Annotated in this window: 16 protein-coding genes; 11 read left to right on the top strand and 5 right to left on the bottom strand. The window is 64.6% G+C overall.

The genetic code is table 11. The annotated features are described in order from the left end of the window. Nucleotides 1-60: 60 nt before the first annotated feature. The 4 genes from EN949_RS13905 to EN949_RS13890 form a co-directional block, all read right to left on the bottom strand. Nucleotides 61-1134, bottom strand: coding sequence for an ABC transporter ATP-binding protein (locus tag EN949_RS13905; RefSeq protein WP_127371119.1), 1074 nt, complete (start codon nt 1132-1134; stop codon nt 61-63). After that, entirely contained in the window at nt 1131-1925 is a 795-nt protein-coding gene (locus EN949_RS13900; protein ID WP_024504742.1) for an ABC transporter permease, read from the bottom strand. The genes EN949_RS13905 and EN949_RS13900 overlap by 4 nt, the downstream gene beginning before the upstream one ends. After that, a complete protein-coding gene (locus tag EN949_RS13895; RefSeq protein WP_027163033.1) occupies nt 1918-2760 on the bottom strand; it encodes an ABC transporter permease in 843 nt (280 codons plus the stop codon). Before EN949_RS13895 ends, EN949_RS13900 begins: the two co-directional genes overlap by 8 nt. 238 nt (nt 2761-2998) lie before the next feature. Further along, nucleotides 2999-4063 (bottom strand): spermidine/putrescine ABC transporter substrate-binding protein, encoded by a 1065-nt coding sequence (locus EN949_RS13890; protein WP_127371710.1) that lies wholly within the window; start codon nt 4061-4063, stop codon nt 2999-3001. A 238-nt stretch (nt 4064-4301) separates the two neighbouring features. Here EN949_RS13890 and EN949_RS13885 point away from each other — a divergent pair, with 238 nt between their 5' ends. The 4 genes from EN949_RS13885 to EN949_RS13870 are packed head-to-tail and all read left to right on the top strand — an operon-like array spanning nt 4302 to nt 9224. Then, nucleotides 4302-5240 carry a GntR family transcriptional regulator gene (locus tag EN949_RS13885; protein WP_127367740.1) on the top strand — a complete coding sequence of 313 codons (939 nt, stop codon included), beginning with the start codon at nt 4302-4304 and terminating at the stop codon, nt 5238-5240. Nucleotides 5241-5250: 10 nt separating this feature from the next. Continuing rightward, a complete protein-coding gene (locus EN949_RS13880; RefSeq protein ID WP_013528948.1) occupies nt 5251-6534 on the top strand; it encodes a glycosyltransferase in 1284 nt (427 codons plus the stop codon). Between the two features lie 6 nt (nt 6535-6540). Next, nucleotides 6541-7920 carry a glutamine synthetase family protein gene (locus EN949_RS13875; protein WP_127366789.1) on the top strand — a complete coding sequence of 460 codons (1380 nt, stop codon included), beginning with the start codon at nt 6541-6543 and terminating at the stop codon, nt 7918-7920. A 2-nt stretch (nt 7921-7922) separates the two neighbouring features. Next, complete coding sequence (locus EN949_RS13870; protein WP_127366788.1) at nt 7923-9224, top strand: FAD-binding oxidoreductase; 1302 nt, start codon at nt 7923-7925, stop codon at nt 9222-9224. 238 nt (nt 9225-9462) lie between these two features. On the opposite strand, the gene EN949_RS13860 is transcribed toward EN949_RS13870, so the two are convergent. Further along, nucleotides 9463-10233 carry an IclR family transcriptional regulator C-terminal domain-containing protein gene (locus tag EN949_RS13860; protein ID WP_127366787.1) on the bottom strand — a complete coding sequence of 257 codons (771 nt, stop codon included), beginning with the start codon at nt 10231-10233 and terminating at the stop codon, nt 9463-9465. A 122-nt stretch (nt 10234-10355) separates the two neighbouring features. Here EN949_RS13860 and EN949_RS13855 point away from each other — a divergent pair, with 122 nt between their 5' ends. From EN949_RS13855 to EN949_RS13825, 7 genes are all read left to right on the top strand, one after another. Further along, nucleotides 10356-11213 carry a CoA transferase subunit A gene (locus EN949_RS13855; RefSeq protein ID WP_013528952.1) on the top strand — a complete coding sequence of 286 codons (858 nt, stop codon included), beginning with the start codon at nt 10356-10358 and terminating at the stop codon, nt 11211-11213. Continuing rightward, complete coding sequence (locus EN949_RS13850; protein ID WP_127366786.1) at nt 11210-12010, top strand: CoA-transferase subunit beta; 801 nt, start codon at nt 11210-11212, stop codon at nt 12008-12010. The genes EN949_RS13855 and EN949_RS13850 overlap by 4 nt, the downstream gene beginning before the upstream one ends. Nucleotide 12011: 1 nt before the next feature. Then, the gene (gene pcaF, locus EN949_RS13845; RefSeq protein WP_127371709.1) at nt 12012-13217 is read left to right on the top strand and encodes a 3-oxoadipyl-CoA thiolase; all 1206 of its coding nucleotides are present in this window, start codon (nt 12012-12014) and stop codon (nt 13215-13217) included. A 143-nt stretch (nt 13218-13360) separates the two neighbouring features. Then, nucleotides 13361-14392, top strand: a complete 1032-nt coding sequence (locus EN949_RS13840) for a BMP family protein (RefSeq protein WP_013528955.1) — start codon at nt 13361-13363, stop codon at nt 14390-14392. A 236-nt stretch (nt 14393-14628) separates the two neighbouring features. Next, nucleotides 14629-16140, top strand: a complete 1512-nt coding sequence (locus EN949_RS13835) for an ABC transporter ATP-binding protein (protein WP_127366317.1) — start codon at nt 14629-14631, stop codon at nt 16138-16140. After that, nucleotides 16140-17195 carry an ABC transporter permease gene (locus EN949_RS13830; protein WP_013528957.1) on the top strand — a complete coding sequence of 352 codons (1056 nt, stop codon included), beginning with the start codon at nt 16140-16142 and terminating at the stop codon, nt 17193-17195. Before EN949_RS13835 ends, EN949_RS13830 begins: the two co-directional genes overlap by 1 nt. Beyond that, on the top strand, nt 17192-18136 hold the full coding sequence (locus EN949_RS13825; protein WP_013528958.1) for an ABC transporter permease: 945 nt from the start codon (nt 17192-17194) through the stop codon (nt 18134-18136). Before EN949_RS13830 ends, EN949_RS13825 begins: the two co-directional genes overlap by 4 nt. Nucleotides 18137-18341 lie beyond the last annotated feature (205 nt).

The raw sequence follows: 18341 nt of genomic DNA, 5'->3' as shown, positions 1-18341 counted from the left end.
GGGCCGTAGGCGGCTTCTGGAAAAAACGCGATCGTCTTCTGCGCCATCAGGCTTCTCCTGTCATTCTGCGAAAATTCTGACATCGGCGGCATCCCAGCCGAGTTCGACCTGGTCGCCCGACGAGACCGGCCGGCGGTCGGCGGCGTCTGCGGTGACGCGCACCAGGAACGGTTTTGGCGACAGGGGCGTGCGGACATGCAGCTGCAGGTCAAGCCCCTGATAGGCCAGCGCCTCGACCGTGCCGGTGATGCGGTTGGCGGTTTCCGCCGATGGGAATAGCCGGATGCGCTCAGGGCGCACCGAAGCGACAGCGGATGCGCCGGGCGAGAGCGTTGCCGGAACCTTGCCTGATATGCGTGCGCCATTCGTGGCCACAACGCCATCGACGGCGGCTTGGCCCGGCACGAAATTCATCACGCCGATGAAGTCGGCGACGAAGCGATCGGCGGGGTGTTCGTAGATCGCGTGCGGCGTGTCGCATTGCAGCAATCTGCCGTCTTTCAGCACCGCCATGCGGTCGGCCATGACGAGCGATTCCTCCTGGTCGTGGGTGACGATGACGAAGGTGATGCCGACCTCGTGCTGCAGGCGCTTCAATTCCAGTTGCATGGCGCCGCGCAGCTTCTTGTCGAGTGCGCCGAGCGGCTCGTCGAGCAGCAGCAGCCGGGGCCGCTTGACCAGCGCGCGGGCGAGCGCGACGCGCTGCTTCTGGCCGCCCGACAATTGCTCCGGCTTGCGGTCGGCGAAGGGGACGAGCTCGGTCGTCGCCAGGATGGCATCGACGCGGGAGCGGATTTCAGCTGTTGGCAAACGTTCCATCTCCAGGCCGTAGGAGACATTGGCGCGAACGCTCATATGCGGAAACAGCGCGTAGGACTGGAACATCAGGTTGACCGGCCGCTTGTTGGGCGGGGTTTTGGCGATGTCGCGTCCGTCGAGCAGGATGCGCCCGTCATTGGGCGTCTCGAAACCGGCCAGCATGCGCAAGAGCGTGGTCTTGCCGCAGCCGGACGGGCCGAGCAAAGCGAAGAACTCGTTCTCGCGGATGTCGAGCGAGATGCCGTCGACAGCCGTCACCCTGCCGAAATTCTTCGACACATGATCGATGGCCAGCAGAGTGCGGGGTTCGCTCATTGGCCGATGATCCCACGGTTGAGCCGCTGCGACAGGGTCAGCGCGGTGATCGAGACCGCCATGACGATGGTCGCCAGCGCGTTGATCTCCGGCGTGATGCCGAAGCGGATCATGGCGTAGATCTGCATCGGCAGCGTCGTCGAGGCGCGGCCGGCGCCAGCGGTGAAGAAGGCGATGATGAACTCGTCGACCGAGAGCGTGAAGGCGAGCAGCGCCCCTGCAATCACCGCCGGCGCGATGACCGGCAATGTCACCCGCCGGAAGGTGGTGAGCGCGGAGGCGCCGAGATCGGCGGAGGCCTCGACGATCGACCAGTCGAAACTCTTCAGCCGCGCGCGCACCACCGAGCAGACGAAGGCGAGGTTGAAGACGACATGGGCAAGGATGATGGTGTGCAGGCCCATTGTCAGGTTGAGCATGGAGAAGAACGAGAGCAGCGCGATCGCCAGCACGATGTCGGGAATGATCATCGGTGCGAAAATCAGCGCTTCGAGGGCCTTGCCGTATTGCCGGCGCATCTCGATGCCGATCGCCAGCAGCGTGCCGAGCAGAGTGGCGATCGCGGTCGAGACCAGCGCCACGATCAGCGTGTTGAGGGCCGCGGACAGGATCGCCGAATTGCCGGCCAGCGAGGCGTACCATTTCAGGGAGAAGCCCGACCACGCCGTTGGCAGCCCGCCTTCGTTGAAGGACAGCGCCACCAGCACGGCGATCGGGATGTAGAGGAAAGCGAAGACCAGGCTGAGCACGAGCCAGAGCGTGCGCCGCGTGGCAGGGGAGCGCTCAGCCATCGGTGTCTCCGCCGGCTTGCGTGACGTGACCCGAGGCGCGATTGGCGGCCAGCGCTTGCGCCATCAGTACCAGAAGCATGATGGCAATCAGCGCCATCGCCAGTGCCGCCCCGAAAGGCCAGTCGTTGGCGGTCAGGAACTGGTCGTAGACGAGGTTGCCGATCATCTGGAAGCGGCCGCCGCCAAGCAGCGCGGGCGTGACGAAATTACCGATCGACAGCACGAAGACGAAGACCGCGCCGGCGGCGATGCCCGGTACGGTCAGCGGCAGGATGACACGACGGAACGTGGTGGCTGCCGAAGCGCCGAGATCACGCGAGGCCTCGGCGAGTTCCGGGTTGAGTCGCGACAGCGGCGCGTAGCAGGCGAGAATGACGAAGGGCAGGTAGTTATAGACCAGGCCGGCGATGACGGCGCCTTCGGTGTAGAGCATCGACGGCGGCTCGCCGGTGTAGCCGAACCAGCGCAGCAGCTGGGTAATCAGGCCTTCGCGGTTGAGCAGCACGATCCAGGCATAGGTGCGGATCAGATAGTTGGACCAGAACGGCAGCACGGCGAAGAACAGGAACACTGGCTGCCACCGGCGCGGTGCCGCCGATATCGCGTAGGCGGCGGCATAGCCGATCACCACCGCGATCAGGGTCGCGGTGCCGGCGATGCGCGCCGAATTGAGGAAGATGCCGGCATAGAGCGGGTCGAAGACCAGGCCGAAATTCTCCAGCGTGAAGGTGTATTCGATGCCGCCATAGATCCCACGCCGGAAGAAGGCGAGCGCCAGTACCAGCGCGCACGGCACCACCATCAAGGCCGCGAGCCAGGCCAGCGCCGGGGCCATCAGGAGGGACGAGCGGGAGGGTTGGTGCTTCACGAAGTACCCCCCTCTGCCCTGCCGGGCATCTCCCCCTCAAGGGGGGAGATCAGCAGCTCCAATGTCTCGCCTGCCCTCAAAAGTCGAAGATTGGCGAAAGCGATGCCACAGCCAATCTCCCCCCTTGAGGGGGAGATGGCCGGCAGGCCAGAGGGGGGCGACACGGAACGCAAGCTTGCTTCCAGGATGCTGTTGGAGCTTCCGCCTACTGCGCAGCCTTGATCTCGCTGACGATCTTCGAATAGTCGCGCTGGGCGTCGCCGACGTCACGCAACTGCTCGAACTTGACGAGATCGGCCACCGGCATCGCCATGTTGGGGAATTTTGCCAGGAAATCGGCCGGCAGGCTTTCCATGGCCGGCTTGTTCGGCACCTTGTAGTCGATGTTCTGCGCCGCCCAGGCGTGGTTCTTGGCGTCGAGCATGAAGTTGATGAACTGGAAGGCGGCGTCCTTGTTGGCGGAGGCCTTCATCACCACCATCGTGTCGACCCAGAGGTCCGAACCTTCCTTGGGAATGACGTATTTGATCTCCGGCTTTTCGGCGATGCCGTAATTGCACCAGCCGTCCCAGGCCTGCACCATCAGTGCCTCGCCGGACACCAGCTTGGAATAGAAGGTGGTGTCGTCATAGGCGAGCAGGGTCTTCTTGGCCGAGATCAGCAGATCCTTGACCTCGGCCATCTTGGCCGGATCGGTCTCGTTGACCGAATAGCCCTTGTCGAGCTGGCCGGCGGCCAGCAGCCAGCGGTCGGTCGCCAGCATGGTGGTCTTGCCCTTCAATTCGTCGGAGGGCGCGAGCAGGTCGCTCCAGCTGGCCGGTGCGACCTTCATCAGATCCGAGCGATAGCAGAGGCCGGTGGTGCCCCAGGTGTAGGGCACCGAGAAGGCATTGCCGACATCGTGCGGCAGCTTGGCTGCTTCCGGATAGAGGTTGGCGAGGTTGGGGATCTTGGCGTGGTCGATCGGCTCGGTCAGGCCGAGCTTGTTCAGCACCTCGGCGAAGGGTGAGGAGACAAAGACCACGTCATAGCCCTTGCCGCCGGCGGCGATCAGCTTGCCCATGATCTCTTCATTGGTGGCATGCACCACCACTTCGCCCGAAACGCCGGTTGCGGTCTTGAAGGTGGCCATGGCGTCGGGTGCCATGTAGCCGTCCCAGTTCGAAATGACGAGGTCGGCAGCCGTCGCCGGCGCGGACAGCGCCAAGGCCAGGCCAAGTGCGATCGAAGATGTTTTCAGCGCACGGCGCCGCAGGCTGGCAGCGGTCATGACAGACTCCCATTCGGTTGATCGTCGAATTTCATTCGCCGGACCAACGCTTGCGACCCTTGCCGCTGCCTCGATCCTGTTCCCTCGGTCTTTTTCTCGCCGATTGTGTTGACAGTACTATTGCAGAAAAAAGTACGTCAATCCATAATTTGTCAAACGACCGAGGAAACTGGCCGATTGCGTCCGTTCGGGCGATCGGTCAAAGCAATGCGGTCATCCGTTTTCCGCTGGACCAGCCATGCAAGCCGCAGCCAGACGACCCCGCACCAACCATCTTGATCTGGCGCAGCGCATCCTGGATGTGGCGCGCCAGCGCGGCTTCGAGCCCGGCGCACGCTTGCCCGAGCAGCAGATCGCGTCGCTGTGCAATGTCTCGCGCACGCCGGTGCGGGCGGCACTCGGTCTGCTCGCGGAACGGGGCGTCGTGCGCTGGGAGGCGGAATCCGGTTATCATCTGGCCATCGACCTCACCGCGCAGGCTTCGGTTGCCACGGAATTGCCCGCTGCCGAGGAGGACGAGTTGGCCGAGGCGATCCTGCGCGACCGCTCGGCGCGGCGACTGGACCAGACGGTGACCGTCGCGGGATTGATGCGGCGCTACAGTGCCGAGCGCAAGACGGTATTAAAAGCGTTGAACAAACTGACCGAAGAGAATCTGCTGGATCGCGCGCCTGGCCAGTCCTGGCTGTTTCGGCGCACGCCCGACGATCCGGAAGCGCAAGGCGACAGCTACGAGTTCCGCTTGCTGCTCGAGCCCGCGGCCATCCTGACGCCCGGCTTCAGGCTGGACGGCGCGCGGGCGGCGACGTTGCGCCAGGCTATGGAAGCGCTGGTGACGCTGCCGGACGCCGCCTTCGACACACGCGAGTTCCAGCGGCTGGACATCGATTTTCACGGCATGCTCGCCGAGGGCAGCGCCAACCGCTTCATCGCCGACGCGCTCGCCGATCACCTCAGGCTGCGCCGGCTGCCGGGCATCTATGCCGGCATCAACGTCTTCCGATTGCGGCAATCGCTGCGCGAACACCTTGTCATACTCGACCATCTTGAAAGCCTGCAGTATGAGGTGGCTGCCGATCTGCTTCGCATTCATCTGCGGCTCTCCCGCAACCAGCGACCGCAAGCGGCCAGCCGCGGGGCTCCCGCGCTGTTCGGCACGATCAGCCGGCCGGAATGACGAGGATTAATTGACGCGTAAAGCCAGCCCGACCATCGCGCTGTTTCCCGAAGCAAGCTTCGGCGCGGCGTTGAATTGCGTCGGCATCGCGCAGGCGCTGCGTGCGAAAGGCGCCCGGCCCGTCTTCATCTGCCATGCCGGTTTCTCCGGCGTCTTTGCCGACTATGGTTTCCAGGAATACCAGTTGCCAACCGACGAGCCGCTGAGCGAGAGCCAACGTCAGAGCTACTGGCAGGCTTTCGTGCGCCGGCACCTGCCGCATTTCAGGCTGAGCCCGATCGACCAGCTTGAGACCTATGTCGCTCCGACCTGGCAGGCCATCGTCGACACCGCGGTCAATGCCGAGGCGCCGCTGCGCCAATTGCTGGCACGGCTCAAGCCGGATGCCGTGGTGCTCGACAATGTCATCATGTTCCCGGCGATCGCCGCCGCCGGCTGTCCGTGGGTGCGCGTCGTCTCCTGCGCCGAGACCGAGCTGCCGGACGCCAATGTGCCGCCCTATCTGTCGGGGCTTGGCGTGGACGACCCGCAACGCGCGGCGTTCGAGGCCAGGTATCTGGCGGCTTGCGCGCCGGCGCATGACCGCTTCAACCGCTTCCGGGCGGATGCCGGACTGGGGCCGCTGCCGAAGGGTCAGTTCCTCGAGACGTCGCCCGATCTCAACCTGCTGCTGACGCCGACGATCGTGCGCCGCGAGCGTGCCGAGCCGCTCGACCCCGCGCGCTTCGTCTATCTCGAGGGCTGCGTGCGTTCTGAAGGGCCGTTCGAGGTGCCGGTGTTCCCGCGCAATGGCGGGCCGCTGGTCTATGTCAGCTTCGGCAGCCTGGGTGCCATGGATGTCGGCCTGATCGAGCGCATGCTGGTGGTGTTCGACAGGCTGCCGGCGCGCTTCATCGTCAATGCCGGCGGCCTGCGCGACGCTTACCGCGCGGTGCCGGACAATGTCTATCTCGACGCCTGGTTTCCGCAGCCCTCGGTGGTGGCGAAGTCGGATCTGTTCATCCATCACGGCGGCAACAACAGTTTTTGCGAAGCGCTGCGCTTCGGCGTGCCGTCGCTGATCATGCCCTATTGCTGGGATGGACACGACAACGCGCAACGCGCCGAAGAGACCGGCACCGGCGACCATATCGGCCGTGACGGCTGGACCGAAGGAGTGTTGGAGAAAGCCATTCTCGGCCTGCTGGCCGACGATGCCATGCGCGCCCGCCTCAAGGACAATGCAGCCCAAATGGCGCTGAAACCCGGAACGGATGCGGCCGCGCAAGCCATACTCTCTCTGATACGGATTTGAACGAAAATGCCTGACAACAACACGAACATCTCGCTCTCCAGCGGCAACGATGCCAAGGCCTGGCTGGCCCGGCACGGCATCAACGAAGTCGAGTGCCTGGTGCCCGACATGAACGGCGTCCTGCGCGGCAAGGCCTTGCCGACGGCCAAATTCCTCCAGGCGCTTGAAGACCGCGCGCTCTATCTGCCGAGCAGCGCTTTCCTGGTCAGCATCGACGGCCGCTATTCCGGCTCGATCGACGAGGGTTTTGCCTATTCGGATCCGGACATGCGCATGGTGCCCGATGTATCGACGCTCTGCCTGGCGCCGGGTGCCGCTCCCGGCAAGGCCTATGTCTTTGCCGATGCCTTCCATATGGACGACCGGCCCTGGATGGCCTCGCCGCGCCATGTGCTGCGCGCCGTGCTCGATCTCTACGCCAAGCGCGGCTGGCGGGCGGTGGTGGCGCCCGAGGTGGAATTCTATCTCACCGCGCCCAATCCCGATCCGGACCGTCCGCTGACCGCCCCGGTCGGCGCCAATGGCCGCGCCGAGACCGTGCAGCATCCCTACGATATGGCCGGGCTCGAGGAGTTCGAGCCGGTGATCCGCCGCATCTACGATTATGCGGCGGCGGCCTGCCTGCCGCTCGACACGCTGATCCATGAGTCGGGAACCGCGCAGTTGGAGATCAACTTCCTGCATGGCGATGCGCTGCCGCTGGCCGACAAGGTGCTGTTGTTCAAGCGGCTGACGCGCCAGGCAGCGCAGCAAAGCGGCATGCACGCCACCTTCATGGCCAAGCCGATCGCCGCACAGGCCGGCAGCTCGATGCATCTGCACATGTCGGTCATCGACGAGGCCGGCAGGACTTTGTTTGCCGGCAGCGACGATGCCGACACCGCAATGTTTGGCCACTTCATCGGCGGCCTGCAGAAATATGTCCCCGAAATCATGCCGCTGTTCGCGCCCAACGTGAACTCGTTCCGCCGCATCAGGCCGAACCACAGCGCGCCGGCCAACATCGAATGGTCGCACGACAACCGCTCCTGCGGCCTGCGCGTGCCGGCCGGCGGCCGCGCCGCGCGGCGGGTGGAGAACCGGCTTCCGGGCGCGGATTCCAATCCTTACCTGGCGATCGCCGGCTCGCTGCTTTCCGGCTATCTCGGCGTCGAGCAGAAACTGGCGCGCTCGCCCGAGGCGTCGGGCAATGCCTACAAGATCAAGAGCACGCTGCCGAAGACGATGGAGGAGGCGCTCGATCGTTTCGAGGCTTGCGGCCCGGTGCGGGAACTGCTCGGCGAGGATTTCTTCCAGACTTATCTGCGCGTCAAGAGCGTCGAGCTCGACCTGTTCCAGGGCGTGGTGACGAGCTGGGAACGCGACCACCTGCTGCTGAAGGTGTGATCATGGCTTCCAGTTCAACGGGCTTCAATTCGGGCCTCGATATCGGCAAATCCTATTATGTCGCCACCGCCAATCCGGCGCCGGACCATCCGGCGCTGGTCGGCGATGTCGACACCGACCTGGTGGTCGTCGGCGGCGGCTGCACCGGCCTGTCGGCCGCCCTTCACGCCGCCGAGCGCGGGCTGAAGGTGGTGCTGCTCGAAGGCGGCAAGATCGGCTGGGGCGCGTCGGGCCGCAATGGCGGCCAGATGATCCCCGGCCTGCGCAAGGGCGCCAAGGGACTGGTCAAGCTCTACGGGCCTGAGCGGGCAAAGGTGCTGTTCGATCTTGCCTTCGAGGCGCGCGGGCTGGTGCTCGACATCATCGAGCGCCATGCCATCGATTGCGATCTCAGGCTGACCGGTCATCTGGTCGGCGCGGTCAACGGTTCCGACCTCAAGGATCTCGAGGAAGAGGTCGAGTGCCTGGCCAGGGTGATGAAGTTCCCGCACGCCGAAATCCTGTCGGCGGCGGAAGCCCGAGCAAAGGTCGACACACCCTATCATGGCGCGATGTATGAGCCGCTCGGCGGCCACATGCATCCGCTGAACTACACGCTCGGCCTTGCCCGCGCGGCGACTGCTGCCGGCGTCGTCATCCATGAGAATTCGGTGGCGGTGAAGCTGGAGCGTGAGCCTTCGATCCGGATCTCGACGGCAAAGGGATCGGTGCGTGCAAAACATGTCGTGCTGGCCGGTGACGCTCTGCTCGATGGGCTGGAGCCGCGCGTCAACAGCCGCATCATGCCGGTCGGCAACTACATCGTCGCCACCGAGCCGCTGGAGGGCAAGCGCAATGTCATCCCGGCCAATGTCGCGGTGTCCGACACACGCTTCGTCGTCAACTATTACCGGATGTCGGCGGACGGCCGGCTGCTGTTCGGCGGCGGCGAGCGCTACACGCCGTCACCGCCGGCCGATATCGCCGGCTTCGTGCGGCCGCATATGGAAGCCACCTTCCCGCAACTTCAGGGCTGCCGCATCGATCACGCCTGGGGCGGGCTGGTGTCGGTGACGACATCCAGGCTGCCGCATGTCGGGCACTATGGCGAAGTCTATTTCGCGCATGGCTATTCCGGCAAGGGCGTCATCCTGTCGACGTTGTCCGGCAAGCTCCTGGCCGAAGCGATCACCGGCGACGCCTCGCGGCTCGATTTGTTCTCGACGCTGACCCCGATGCCATTCCCCGGCGGCACGGCGCTGCGCGGTCCGCTCTATGTGCTCGGCATGCTGTGGTATGCCATGCGGGATCGCATCAAGCATTGAGGGTCGGCGGGGCGGCGGCGAAGTGCAAACGCTGCGATCCTTCGCGCCCCCCTCAGTCCTGCCGGACATCTCCCCCTCAAGGGGGAGATTGGCGGATTGGTGGCTTCGCCCATTCCTGCGTCGTTGGAGATTGGCGAAAGCCGGCGTGACGTCCGATCTCCCCCCAAGAGGGGGAGATGCCCGGCAGGGCAGAGGGGGCGCTGTCCCGCCGACGGTGAAGGTTGTTGGAGAAGGCCTCTTAAACCACAAAAAAATCTTCAATCCGCTGCCTGGCCTCCAGCAGCACCGGCAGAATCTCCCGTTCCATCTCCGCGACCGAAAACCGCGCCGACTGCGTCGAGACGTTAATGGCCGCGACCGTGCGCTCTGCCCGGTCGCGGATCGGCACGGCGATCGAGCGCAGGCCGAGTTCCAGTTCCTCGTCGACGATGGCAAAGCCGTCCGCTTTCGCCTTGCCGATGGCGTTGGCTAACAAACGCCTGTCGGTGATCGTCTTCGGCGTCCGTCTCTCGATCGTCGCCTGGCCGAGGAATGCGTCCAATTCCTGAGGCGTCAGACCGGCAAGCAGGATGCGTCCCATCGAGGTGCAATAGGCCGGCAGCCTGGTGCCGACATCGAGCGACACGCTGAGGATGCGGCGGCCGGGAATACGGGCGACATAGACGACATCGGCACCCGACAGGATCGCCGCCGAACAGGCCTCGTTCAGCTGTGCGGCGACAGCGCGCATGATGGGTGCGGCGAAGGCCCAGAGCGAGGCGCCGCCGAGCCAGGTGCGGGCGATCGTCAGCAAGCGTGGCGACAGCGAGAACACGCGGCCGGCTTGCGTTGCATAGCCGGTGGCGGTGAGCGTCAGCAGAAAGCGGCGGGCGCCGGCGCGGGTCAGGCCCGCTTCCTCGGCCATTTCGGTCAGCGTCATGCCCGAGGGATGCCGAGCCAGGATCTCCATGACGGCAAGGCCGCGCTCGAGCGAGCCGACATGATCACGGGAAGCGGCTTCTTCGTCCATCTCAACTCCGCGGGAACGGCATCGACGCCAGGATTGACTCCGCGCCCTTGCCCAGCGTAGAAAGTATCGCATACAAAACATATGTTCGCAATACGAACTTTTTTGAACCCGGAGCCGATGCGATGGTCAAATTCCTGCCGCTCAAACAGGCCGTTGCGGAGAATTTGAACGATGATGACACGGTCGCCTTCGAGGGTTTCACCCATCTGATCCCGACGGCGGCGGCGCATGAGGCGATCCGTCAGGGGTTTCGCGACCTGACCCTGGTCCGCATGACGCCGGACCTGATCTACGACCAGATGATCGGTATGGGCATGGCGAAGAAAATCGTCTTCTCCTATGTCGGCAATCCCGGCGTCGGCCTGCTGCGGCGCGCCCGCGACGCCATCGAGAACGGTTTCCCCAGATCGATCGAGATCGAGGAGCACAGCCATGCCGGCATGGCCAATGCCTATGAGGCGGGCGCGGCCGGTCTGCCCTGCGCGGTGTTTCGCGGCTATCGCGGTGCTGGCCTCGCGGCGGTCAATCCGAACATCAAGTCTGTCACCTGTCCGTTCACCGGCGAGGTGCTGGCGGCTGTTCCTTCGATCAGGCCTGACGTCACCTTCATCCATGCGCAGAAGGCCGACAGACAAGGCAATGTGCTGGTCGAAGGCATCATCGGCATCCAGAAGGAAGCGGTGCTGGCGGCCAAGCGAGCGGTGGTGACGGTGGAGGAAGTGGTCGACAATTTCGACGATCTGCACCCCAATCTGACCGTGCTGCCGCGCTGGACGATCGCGGCGATATCCGTCGTGCCAGGCGGCTCGCATCCGTCCTATGCGCATGGCTATTATGCACGTGACAATGCGGCCTATCTGGAATGGGACGAGATCGCTGCCGACCGTGAAAAATTCCAGGCGTGGATGCAGGCCAATGTCTTGGAGAAGAGCGCCGGCGATTTCGCGGCCCGGGTCGAGCATTTGAGGAAAGCGGCATGAGCGACAATCCATTGGGTTTCACCCCCAACGAGATGATGACGATCGCCGCCAGCAGGGCGCTCAGGAATGACGATGTCTGCTTCGTCGGCATCGGCGCACCGTCCGCGGCCTGCAATGTGGCGCGGCTGACACATGCGCCTGACATCACGCTGATCTACGAGAGCGGCACGATCGGCACCGCGCCCGATGTGCTGCCGCTGTCGATCGGCGACGGCGAATTGTGCGAGACCGCCGTCACCACCGTCGCGGTGCCGGAGATGTTCCGCTACTGGCTGCAGGGCGGCCGCATCTCGATCGGTTTTTTGGGGGCGGCGCAGCTCGACAAGTTCGGCAACATCAACACCACGGTCATCGGCGACTATCTCCATCCCAAGACCAGGCTGCCCGGCGGCGGCGGTGCGCCGGAGATCGCGACCTCGTCGAAGCAGATCTACATCACAATGGCGCAGACCAAGCGCGGCATGGTCGAGAAGATCGACTTCTTCACCTCCTTCGGCCATGGCGAGGGTGGCGATCATCGCAAGCGTCTCGGCATCGACACATCAGGACCGACCTTGCTGATCACCGATCTCGCCATCTGGAAGCCGGATCCCGTGACCAAGGAATTCACGGTGGTGTCGCTGCATCCGGGCGTCACGCGCCAGCAGGTGCAGGAGAGCTGTGGCTGGGTGGTAAAGTTCGCGGAGGCGCTTGACGAAACACCGGCGCCAAGCGAACTCGAATTGAAGACATTGCGCGACCTGCAGGCCCGCACCAAGGCGGCGCATGAGGGAACCGGAAAAGCAAAGGCTGCATGACATGGCCGAGGCCTATATCTGCGACTACATCCGCACGCCGATCGGCCGCTTCGGTGGCTCGCTGTCTTCGGTGCGATCAGACGATCTTGGCGCGATACCGCTGAGGGCGCTGGCCGAGCGCAATCCGGGCATCGACTGGCAGGCGATCGACGATGTCGTCTATGGCTGCGCCAACCAGGCCGGCGAGGACAATCGCAACGTAGCGCGCATGGCGCTGCTGCTGGCCGGGCTGCCAAAGGAGGTCCCGGGCTCCACCGTCAATCGCCTGTGCGGCTCCGGCATGGATGCGCTGACCATTGCCGCCCGAGCCATCAAGGCCGGCGAGGCGGAGCTGATGATCGCGGGCGGCGTCGAATCGATGAGCCGGGCACCCTTCGTCATGCCCAAGGCCGACACGGCGTTCTCGCGCAATGCCGAGATTTACGACACCACCATCGGCTGGCGCTTCGTCAACCCGCTGATGAAGAAGCAGTATGGCGTCGATTCCATGCCGGAAACCGGCGAGAACGTTGCCGAGGATTTTTCGGTGTCGCGGGCCGACCAGGACGCCTTCGCAGTGCGCAGCCAGAACAAGGCCGTCGCCGCACAAGCCAATGGAAGATTGGCGAAGGAGATCACCCCAGTGACCATCCTGCAGCGCAAGGGCGATGCGCTCATTGTCAGCAAGGATGAACACCCCCGCGCGGGCTCAACGGTCGAGGCGCTGGCCAAGCTGCCGACGCCGTTCCGGCAGGGCGGCACGGTGACGGCCGGCAACGCCTCCGGCGTCAATGATGGCGCGGCGGTGCTGATCGTTGCCTCCGAGGCGGCGGTGAAAAAGTATGGGCTGACGCCGATCGCCCGCATCGTCGGCGGAGCCGCCGCAGGTGTGGCGCCGCGCATCATGGGCATCGGCCCGGTGCCGGCGACGCAAAAACTCTGCGCGCGGCTTGGCCTGACGCCAAAACAGTTCGACGTCATCGAGCTCAACGAAGCCTTTGCCTCGCAAGGCATCGCCGTGCTGCGCCAGCTCGGCATTGCCGAGGACGCCGAACACGTCAACCCGAATGGCGGCGCCATCGCGCTCGGCCATCCCCTGGGCATGTCGGGCGCCCGCATATCCGGCACGGCGGCGCTGGAGCTTCGCGAGCGCGGCGGCCGGTATGCGCTTGCCACCATGTGCATCGGCGTCGGCCAGGGCATCGCGATCGCACTGGAACGGGTCTGATCGGCAAGTCTCTCCGGCTGACTTCGAGAATCCGGTGCGGTCAAATTTGACCACGTGGACAAAAGTCCGGACCCGTTCCATAGTTCCTCGTCTGATTTTTAGAACAGCCGGCTCGACACGGCTGTCGAACAGAGGGGAATGCAATGGAAAACCGAAAGAACAGATTTCAATCCGCACGCGAAGGGCTTTCGCGGCGCAATGTGCTGGAGTTGGGCGCGCTTGGCCTGGCTGCGGCAATGCTGCCGGGCGCTGCCTTCGGCAAGGACAAGAAACTGAAGGTGGCGGCGATCTTCGCCACGCCGATCGAGGAGCCATGGGACAACCAGATCCATGTCGCCCTGCAGAAGGCCGAGAAGGAACTCGGCATCGAATACAAATGGTCGGAGAAGGTGCAGACCGCCGATTTCAGCCGCGTCATGCGCGAATACGCGCAAGGCGGCTACCAGCTGGTGCTGGGTGATGCCTTCGCCGCCGAGCGTGAGTCGCGCCGCACCGCCAAGCAGTTCCCGAAGACCGCCTGGCTGTTCGGCTCCGGTGCTGGGCCCGCAGAACCGAATTTTGGCGTGTTCGACAACTGGATCCACGAGCCCGCCTATCTCTCCGGTATGATCGCCGGCAAGATGTCGAAGTCGGGCACGATCGGCGCCGTCGCGGCGATGGGCATTCCGGAAGTGAACCGGCTGGTCAACGCCTTCTTCGCCGGCGCCAAGGAGGTCAACCCGAACATCAAGAAGAAGGTCGCCTTCATCGGCTCGTTCTTCGATCCGCCCAAGGCCAAGGAAGCGGCGGTCGCGCAGATCGACGCCGGCGTCGACGTCATCTATGCCGAGCGCTTCGGTGTCATCGAAGCGGCGGTCGACAAGAAGATCCTTGCCATCTCCAACATGTCCGACCAGTCGAGCCTCGGCCCGGATACGGTCATCACCGGCCCGGTCTGGGACATGTATCCGACGGTCGAACAGGCGATCAAGCTGGTCAAGGCCGGCGTCTTCACCGCGCAGGACTATGGCGACTTCTCGCGCATGGCCAAGGGCGGCTCGCATCTGGCGCCTTACCACAAGTTCGACAAGACGCTGCCGGCTGATGTGAAGGAGCTGGTCGAAAAGAAGAAAGCCGAGATCCTCGAAGGCAATTTCCGCGTCGACGTGGACGAGAACACGCCGGTTTCGGATTGAGTTCTGGTTTGAGGGGCTGGCGCTAGGCGCCCCCCTCTGTCCTGCCGGACATCTCCCCCTCAAGGAGGGAGATTAGCAGTTTCGGCGACGCGCTGTTCTTTCAAGAAAATTGGCGAAAGCCGATATGACATCCAATCTCCCCCTTGAGGGGGAGATTGCCGGCAGGCCAGAGGGGGGTGCAGCGCACTCCTCTCAATCAAAGTTGAATCGCAAAGCCCGTCCGTTCAGGAGCCCCCTTGTCCGCCCCCCTCATCGAAATGCGCGGCATCACCAAGAGCTTCGGCGCCGTCAAGGCGAACGAGGCCGTTGATCTCAGCGTCGCGCCCGGCGAAATCCTCGGGTTGCTGGGCGAGAACGGCGCCGGCAAGACGACGCTGATGAATGTGCTGTTCGGCGCCTATGCGCCCGACGCCGGCGAGATTCTCATCCAGGGCAGGCCGGTGCGGATCACAAGTTCCGCCGATGCGCTAGCCGCCGGCATCGGCATGGTGCACCAGCATTTTCATCTGGCGCCAAGGCTGACGGTGCTGGAGAACCTGCTGATAGGCATTCCCGGCAAGACAGGGCGGATCGACCGCGCCGGCGGGCTGGCGCGGCTGGCCGAGATCGGCCGCCAGCATGGGCTGACGCTTGATCCCGATCTTCCGGTCTCGGCGCTGTCGGTCGGCGAGCAGCAGCGGCTCGAAATCGTCAAGGCACTGTTTCGCGGCGCCAGGCTCTTGATCCTCGACGAGCCGACGGCGGTGCTGGCGCCGAGCGAGGTCGACGGGCTGTTTTCGGCGTTGCGGTCGATGGCGGCGCAAGGGCTCGGCATCATCTTCATCTCGCACAAGCTCAACGAGGTGCGGGCACTGACGCATCGCTGCACGGTGCTGCGGCATGGGCGCGTCGCCGGCCGCGTCGACGATCCCGCCAACACGACATCGTCCGCAATGGCGCAACTGATGTGCGGCCATGAGATCGTGCCGCCGGCGCGGGGACCATCGACGCCGGGTGCCGCTGTGCTCACCCTCAATGGCATTTCCACCTCGCGTCATTCGGGTACGGCGCTGCGCGACGTGTCGCTTGCCGTGCGTGCAGGCGAAATCCTCGGCATTGCCGGCGTGTCGGGCAATGGCCAGCGCGCGCTGGCGGAGGTCATCTCCGGCGTGCGCGTACCTGACGCCGGCCGGATGACGATCGCCGGCCAGAAAGTCTCACGCTTTTCGCCCCGCGAGGTGCAGGCGCTCGGTCTCGGCCGTATCCCGGAAGACCGTATGACGACGGGGCTGGTTACCAACCTGCCGCTCGCGGATTCGATGGTGTTGCCGCGCATCGGCACCGCCGCGTTCAGCAGCAGAGGCCTGCTCAAGCCGGATGCGATCCGCGCCTTCGCGGAAGAGCAGATCAAGGCCTATGATATCAGGTGCCCTGGGCCGATGACCCGCGCGGGAGCGCTGTCCGGCGGCAATCTGCAGAAGGCCCTTCTGGCGCGCGAACTCGCTTTCGACCCGAAGGTTCTGATCGTCTCGCAACCGACGCGCGGGCTCGATATCGGCGCGGCGCGTTTCATCCACGAAAAGTTCCTCGACATGCGGGCCAAGGGCTGCGGCATCATCGTCATCGGCGAGGATCTGGAAGAGCTGCTGGTGCTCTGCGATCGCATCGCGGTGATGTATGAGGGCCGCATTGTCGGCACGCTCGACAGCGCCGATGCAACGATCGCACAGCTCGGCCTGATGATGACCGGGGCGGAGGGGCACAGCTGATGTTTCGCCTGGAAGTCCGCACCTCTACGCCGGCCTGGTTCAACCTCGCTTTGCCGCTGCTGGCTATCGGCGCGACGCTTGTCCTGTGCAGCGGCCTGATCGCGCTGGCCGGCGCCGGCGTGCCCGACGCGTATGGCGTGATGTTCACGGCCTCGCTGGGCGATAGCTATGCGATCACCGAAACGATGGTGCGCGCCGCGCCGATGATCTTCACCGGACTGGCGGTGGCGGTCGCCTTCCGGGCAAAATTCTGGAACATCGGCGCCGAGGGTCAATTGCTGGCCGGCGCGGTGGCCAGCTGCTTTGTCGGCGCCATCCCGATGCCGGGACCGCTCGCTATGGTGTTGATGGCGGTCGCAGGCGCTGCGGCCGGGGCCGCGGTCGCGCTGGTGCCGGCTACCCTCAGGGTAAAATTCAAGGTCGACGATGTCGTCAGTTCGCTGCTGCTCAACTCGGTCATCTACTACGCGCTGATGGCGCTGATCGAAGGACCGTGGAAGGATTCCTTCAGCGGCTATCCGATCTCGCCGCCGATAGAGGATTCGGCCAATTTCCCTGTGCTGATCGAAGGTACAAGGCTGCATCTCGGCGTTATCGTGGCGCTGCTGGCGGCACCGCTGATCTGGTTCCTGATCGTGCGCACCACGCTCGGCTTCAGGATAAGGGTCACCGGCGAAAACCCGGAAGCGGCCAGATATGGCGGCATCCATGTCGAGCGCGTGCTGATCTCGACAGCGCTGCTGTCCGGCGCGCTGGCCGGACTGGCCGGCGTCGGCGAGGTCGGCGGCGTGCATTTCCAGGTGATGAGCGACATCTCGCCGGGCTACGGCTATTCCGGCATCGTCGTGGCCATGCTGGCGCGGCTCAACCCGCTTGGCGTCGTGCCGGCGGCGATCTTCCTTGCCGCCGTGATGACCGGCGCCGAGGCGATGTCGCGGGCGACCGGCGTGCCGGCCTTCCTCAGCGATGTCATCCAGGGCACTGCACTGCTCGCCATGCTGGTGGCGCTGCTGTTCACCGCCTATCGCATCCGCCGCGTCGGGGTTGCCCGATGAGCGCGGTGTTCGAACAGATCTTCCAGGTCGGTTTTCTGGCCGCGATCATTCGTATCGCCACGCCGCTGGCTTTTGCAACGCTGGGCGAAATGTTCTCGGAACGGGCCGGCGTGCTCAATCTCGGCATCGAAGGCATCATGCTTTTGTCGGCGATGACAGGCTTCACCGCTGCCAGCCTCAGCGGCAGCCTGTGGCTCGGCGTGCTGGCGGCGGTGCTGACCGGCATGCTGATGGGTGCGCTGCATGCGTTGTTCACGGTGGTGCTCGGCCTCAGCCAGCATGTCTGCGGCATCGGCGTGACGCTGTTCTCGTCGGGCCTTGCCTATTTCCTCTACCGGCTGATCTTCGGCCAGCAGTCTGTGCCGCCCAACATCAATGGTTTTCAGACGCTGCCGATCCCGATCCTGTCCGACATTCCGGTGCTCGGGCCGGCGGTGTTCAACCAGTTCGCGCTGGTCTACATGGCGATCCTGGCCATTCCCTTGGCCGCTTTCATACTCTACCGCACGCCATGGGGCCTGTCGGTGCGCATGGTCGGTGAAAATCCGCGTGCCGCGGATTCGGCCGGTGTCAGTGTCATCGCCACACGCTTCCAGGCGGTTGTCCTCGGCGGCGCGCTGATGGGGCTGGCCGGCGCCTTCCTGTCGATGGCGCAGTTCAACGCCTTCACCTTCGGCGTCGTCTCCGGGCGCGGCTGGGTGGCCATCGCGCTGGTCGTCTTCGGCCGCTGGGATCCATGGCGCTCGGCGGGTGCGGCACTTCTGTTCGCCTTCGTCGATGCCTTGCAGCTGCGCATGCAGGCGAGCGGGCTCGGACACATCCCCTACGAGGCGTTCCTGATGCTGCCGTTCATCTTCACCATCGTCGCCATGGCTGTGATGTCGCGCAACGCGGTGGCGCCGTCGGCGCTGCTCAAGCCATTTCGCAGGGAGGAGCGTTAGCAAGCAGGGCTTGGTGCCATTTCCTCTCCCTCCGGAGGGGGGAGAGGTGGCGCTGCGAAGCCGCGACGGAGTGGGGGAACCACCCGGCAACCGTCGCGACGGACATAGGAAGGCCACTAGGCGCAAGAATCTTCCTGCACCGCGCCCAAGGGTCGCCCCCACTCCGTCGACCCCCACTCCGTCGAGCTGCGCTCGACACCTCTCC

The organism is Mesorhizobium sp. M7A.F.Ca.US.007.01.2.1, assembly GCF_003998165.1.
Lineage (GTDB): Bacteria > Pseudomonadota > Alphaproteobacteria > Rhizobiales > Rhizobiaceae > Mesorhizobium > Mesorhizobium ciceri.
Note: the sequence above shows the minus strand (reverse complement) of the source record. Positions and strands in the feature narration are given on the sequence as shown.